The sequence below is a fragment of the Gammaproteobacteria bacterium genome (genome assembly GCA_016765075.1).
Classification (GTDB): domain Bacteria; phylum Pseudomonadota; class Gammaproteobacteria.
On the sequence record JAESQP010000094.1, the window covers coordinates 1 to 3,423 of the forward strand.

Consider the following 3,423-nt stretch of genomic DNA (forward strand, 5'->3'; position numbering starts at 1 on the left):
AGTGGGGCTATCCTGAAAAATCTTCGAATGAAAAAATTAGCATACGGGCGCTGTTCATCACTAGAGCGTTTCGATAGAGATAAAAATAAAGTTAGCGCGCTGGCAACAAAAAACAGATGAACCCCATAACGTGCATCTCGAAAGCCTTGCTGAAAAAAGTAATCGAACGAATCAAGCTACCTGCTGAATGAACAGCTATCACACCAAGGATAGCGTAACCACGCAACGCGTCAATATACTGATACCTTCTTATTAAACTAGCACTCATACTGTTATGCTTCACCTATCTTAGGATAACTCACTACTTAATACTCTAGTAAACCAAAATTTTAGCAATACAACCCCATTAACCTTAAGCAAGTCTATAGAAATTTTTGCTTGAATATGCCGGCTAAAATAATTAGGACGATGGAAATTAGCGCAATAGCGTAATTCTTCATCTGCGCATACGGCGTCGTTCCCGACTGTGGCTGTACATCAGCAGTGATAACATCAACGATATTAAGCTCGCTAACAGCCAACAAATGGCCTTTATGATCCATAATTGAAGACACGCCGGTATTCGTCGCTCGCAATAAAGGGCGACCCGCTTCTAGAGCGCGCATACGTGCAATCTGTTGATGTTGATAAGCCGCGCTGGAGTCACCAAACCAACCATCATTGCTGACATTGGCCAACAGAGTCGTCTTGGGTACCACACGTACCAGCTCTTCACCAAACACATCCTCAAAGCAAATAGACATGCCAATAGGGTTGCCAGCAAGCATCATCGGCGCTTGATCAATGCTGCCTGCTGAAAAACTCGACATCGGCACTTGCATGAAATCGACAAGCCCACCCAATATAGATCTCAATGGCAGGTATTCAGTAAAAGGAACTAAATGGTGTTTGAAATATAACGACTGCTCGTCACCCAGGCCAACCAATGCATTGTAGTAATTTTTACTCTCACGGTTAAAATAAAGCACACCTGTTAACAAATCTGTATCGTTTGCTTGGGCTTCCTGCCACAGCTTATCGATAAACCCTTCTGCCTCGTGAAAAAATTTGGGGATCGCCGTTTCTGGCCAAATAATCAAATCGCTATCCCAATGTCCTCGGCTTAATTCTGAGTAAAGATCAAGAGTAGGTTGATAAACTTCCTTCTGCCATTTTAATTTTTGCGGAATATTGCCTTGAATCAAACTCACTTTAATAGGGCTACCTACGTTATCCGTCCACTGCACTGTAGAAAGCAAAGAGCCGCACAACATAATGAGCGCTATTGCAGCAACATAGGTCAGCTTTATGACTAAGCCACGCCGAAACAAAACCAACACGAGCAGGCCTGAACATAAAGCCAGCAACCATGACACGCCATATACACCCAGCACTGGCGCCACCCCGGAAAGTGAGCCATCAATTTGTGAATAACCCATGCTTAGCCAGGGCGAACCCGTGAACAACCAGCCGCGTAATAACTCGCTAAGCGTCCAGGCTGCGGGAAAGATCAACAGCAATTTCAAATTTATGCTGACAACACTCAAGCCGGGCGCAAAACGTGTCAGCAAATAGCCCAAGACTGCGGGGAATAAAGATAAGTAAACAACAAGCAAAGCGCTCAACAATAATGCTAAAGCAAACGGTACGTCACCGTATTCATGAATGCTGATAAACAGCCCTTGTATGCCAACAGCGAACATACCAATGCCAAACAGCAAACCACGCAGAAACGCACGCTTTGCTGTAACCGCTATCCACAAAGAAAAAAGAACCGCCAAACTAATAATGGCAATGGGGTAAAAACCGTAGGGTGCGAAAGCGAGCGGCGTCACACAGCCTGCCAACAAGGCAAGCAATTCGCCAGACCAGCCCAGTCGTAATATCACGTAATCAAACTCCCGGTAGTTAGATTGAGAAAGCTAGGAAGCTTCTAATCTGTTCTGGACGAAGCACCCCGAGGGCACGGAGTAGGGTGCAGCTAAAATATTCAGATTTGACATACCTTTTAGAGAACAAAGCATAAATCGCACGTAATAGTGAGCTATTACGCCCCCACGCTTTCGCGGGGCAGGCTCTGAGGGAATGCGATAGCATTCCTGAGTAAGCGCGCTTAGCGCGCGAAGATTTACGCCCCGCAGGAAGTGCCCTTGGGGTATAACGCAGAAGCTAGATATTTCAGGTGCAAGAGTCGAGATCATAAATAGATCAAAGGTTCCTTAGGGAAGCTCTGAACAAGTCTGGTTGAATTTAGGCTGAGATAAAATCGTCCCGATTCGCTTCGAAGTGAGTGGTAATAGTCGCTCTATTGTTACGATCTTCGAAGCGAATCGGGACGATTTTAGCCAGCGTAAAACAATCATGACTTGTTCAGAGCTTCCTTAGCTTAAGCACTTTGTTTTGACTCTGCACTATTGACCTTATCAGCCAAATCCGCTGCCAACGAAACCTGTAGCAGATGCAAACGACGGCTATCTGCCGCTAACACATCAAACGATATCGATCCAATAGTCAGGCTATCGCCACGTGCAGGCATATGACCAAATGCATTGATCACTGCACCGCCAATAGTGTCGAATTCATCATCGTTAAAATGACTAAAAAACTGCTCATTGAATTCATCAATAGGCGTTAATGCTTTAACCGTGAATTCTGTATCGCTGTGTTTTTTAAAGTAGCTATCATCATCAATGTCATGCTCATCACTAATTTCACCAACAATTTGCTCAAGCACATCTTCAATCGTAACCAGACCCGCAACACCACCATACTCGTCAACAACAATAGCCATATGGTTACGGCTTGCGCGAAACTCTTTTAATAACACGTTCAAGCGTTTACTTTCCGGCACAAATATCGCTGGCCGTAAAAGCTCACGTAAAATAAAACTATTTTTATCGCTATGAAAGAATGGCAACAGGTCTTTTGCCAATAAAATACCCACCACATCATCGCGAGTGTCACCAATAACCGGAAAGCGTGAATGCGCTGATCGCGTGATAATAGGCAACATCTCTTCTAACTCATGGTCGCGTTCAACCACAGTCATTTGCGCACGCGGCACCATAATATCACGCACTTGCATGTCAGCAACCTGCAAAACACCTTCTATCATTACCAGGGCATCTGCGCCCATAACATTACGCTGTTCTGCTTCCTGCAGTAATTCCAACAATTGCTGTCGGTCCTTTGGCTCGCCACTTAAGGCCTGGCTCAACTTCTCTAACCAGGATCGAGAACTTGAACCATTACTAGATTGTCCTTCCGGCATAACGACTGCTTTCACCTATTGCGCTAGCGTACTAGCAAAAATTTTATTCGTAAGGGTTAGCAAAACCAAGCCCTTGCATAATCTCTATTTCCAGACCTTCCATTTGCTGTGCCTGCTCATCAGCTTGATGATCAAAACCTAACAAATGCAACACGCCATGCACTACCATATGC

The 3,423-nt window shown here is 44.8% G+C and carries 3 protein-coding genes; all 3 read right to left on the minus strand.

Features of this window, described 5'->3' with window-relative positions; all coding sequences use genetic code 11:
• Window positions 1-362: 362 nt before the first annotated feature.
• The gene (gene lnt / locus JKY90_05705) at window positions 363-1,868 is read right to left on the minus strand and encodes an apolipoprotein N-acyltransferase (protein MBL4851760.1); all 1,506 of its coding nucleotides are present in this window, start codon (window positions 1,866-1,868) and stop codon (window positions 363-365) included.
• Window positions 1,869-2,365: 497 nt separating this feature from the next.
• The gene (locus JKY90_05710) at window positions 2,366-3,250 is read right to left on the minus strand and encodes a CBS domain-containing protein (protein MBL4851761.1); all 885 of its coding nucleotides are present in this window, start codon (window positions 3,248-3,250) and stop codon (window positions 2,366-2,368) included.
• A gap of 43 nt (window positions 3,251-3,293) precedes the next feature.
• On the minus strand, window positions 3,294-3,423 hold a 130-nt coding region (gene ybeY, locus JKY90_05715), incomplete at its 5' end, for an rRNA maturation RNase YbeY (protein ID MBL4851762.1).

Coding starts and splice junctions, on each gene's coding strand:
- JKY90_05710 (MBL4851761.1), bottom strand. CDS start 3,250: ATGCCGGAAGGACAATCTAGTAATGGTTCAAGTTCTCGATCCTGGTTA.